Origin of the sequence: Nguyenibacter vanlangensis, assembly GCF_013376155.1 — a bacterium.
GTDB classification, from domain to species: Bacteria; Pseudomonadota; Alphaproteobacteria; order Acetobacterales; family Acetobacteraceae; genus Gluconacetobacter; species Gluconacetobacter vanlangensis.
In genome coordinates, this window is sequence record NZ_JABXXP010000633.1 from 1 (window position 1) to 1,607 (window position 1,607).

Genomic DNA, 1,607 nt, shown 5'->3' on the forward strand with positions numbered 1-1,607 from the left:
CGCCGCCCAACCCGTTCAGCCGCCCCGCGTCTCCTTGCGCACGCGCGGCGTCCGCCGCCCCGGCGCCACCTTCGCGGGCGGTTTTTCGGGCGACGAGGCCACGCCGTGATAATGATGGTGCACATGCACCTCGCCCACACGCGGCGCGGTTTTCATGCGGGCGACGGAATTTTTTCGTTCGGACATGATACGGCCTTTCGTTTTTCAGATCCGGGGCTTTGCCCCGGACCGCGATTCGTTCAGACGCCGGGCGTTCCGTACAGGCCGCGCCAATCCGCCCAATAGCCGGAATAGCGCTCGTAACAGGCCGCCTTGGCGTTCTTGGTGTCGAAATCGTTGTCCTGATCGAAGGAAATCGGGTCGCGCTCGAAATAGGTCAGCGAATTCGGCACGTTGGTGCGGATGAACCACGCCGTCTGGCTGGTGAAGTAATGGTTCAGCTTGATCCCTTCGGGGAACGCGTTGGTCGCGCGCAGCACGTTGATCGCATTGTTCGCCGTATCGTTCTGCAGCACCGAATTGCACACCCGGTTCGCCTCGAACCACAGTGCCGACGGCACGTTCAGCGTGCGCGGCAGCGCCGAGATCCGCATGCCGCGATTATTCTGGCACTGCATGATCTGGATGGTCAGGTCCTCGATCGCCGCTTCCGACAGGTCCGCCGCCGTCGCCAGCAGGTTGGACTGCATGCCCGACAAGGTCGGGTGCAGGTTCGAAATCAGCGACGCCCCGTCCCCGCCGGGGGCCGAGGCCGAGAAGGCCATGTTATAGATCCCGGCCAGCACGTTCTCCTTCGTCTGGCGCATCGAGAACGCCAGTTGCGCCGCCCGCCGTTTGGACACGGTCTCGTACAGATTGTCGCGCAGCTCTTCATAGGTCACGATATAGCCCAGCGCATAAGCCACATGCGTGAACCGGCTGACCGATCCCTGCGATTCCACGTCGTAATAGATCTGCTGCCCCTGCGGCTTCACCGGCGCCAGGCCGAATCCGGTGATCTCGACCTCTTCCTCATACGCCTTGTCCGAGGTCTGCCTGTCGAACAGATCCAGATATTCCACGCGATGTTCGTCATAGCTGCGCCCCCACCAGGCCTTGATGCCCGGCCACAGCGCCTTCGGATGCGCGCCTGTCGTAATGACGGCCATGATACAGCCTCCTCAGATACCGGTGGTGCTGGTAATCGCATGCAGATTGATGCGGCACAGCCACCTGGCGTTCGCACCGATCGCATTGTCGATCGACTGATAGGCCCGCAGGATCCGCATCTGCCCGCCGGCCGCCGTGCCCAGGCTGCTCGATTGCAGTTGCCAGCCCGACAGGCTGGACACGGTCGACCCGGCCCCGGCCACCAGGCTGGCGTTGCTCGACGCCGCCCCGGCCGGCAGCGCCCCGCCGACCGAATCCTCCTGCACGGCAAAGACCAGGTTCGGATCGTCCGCGACGTAGATATAGGCCGCCTGCCCCGCCGGCAGGTACGGCGTCTGGTTCTGCAACACGGGCAGCACCGTCTCGCCGGCATTATTGGCGATGCCCTGCATCACCCCGGTGATCGGGCCCGACGCCCCGGCGGCGGCGATCCCCACCGCCGGCACGCCGCTGGCATC

General features: G+C 64.6%; 2 protein-coding genes. Both read right to left on the reverse strand.

What is annotated here, in order from left to right:
* Positions 1 to 239: 239 nt before the first annotated feature.
* Positions 240 to 1,148, reverse strand: a complete 909-nt coding sequence (locus HUK84_RS17455) for a phage major capsid protein (RefSeq protein WP_176641390.1) — start codon at positions 1,146 to 1,148, stop codon at positions 240 to 242.
* 12 nt (positions 1,149 to 1,160) lie between these two features.
* The coding region (locus HUK84_RS17460) for a hypothetical protein (protein ID WP_176641391.1) at positions 1,161 to 1,607 on the reverse strand (447 nt) is incomplete at its 5' end.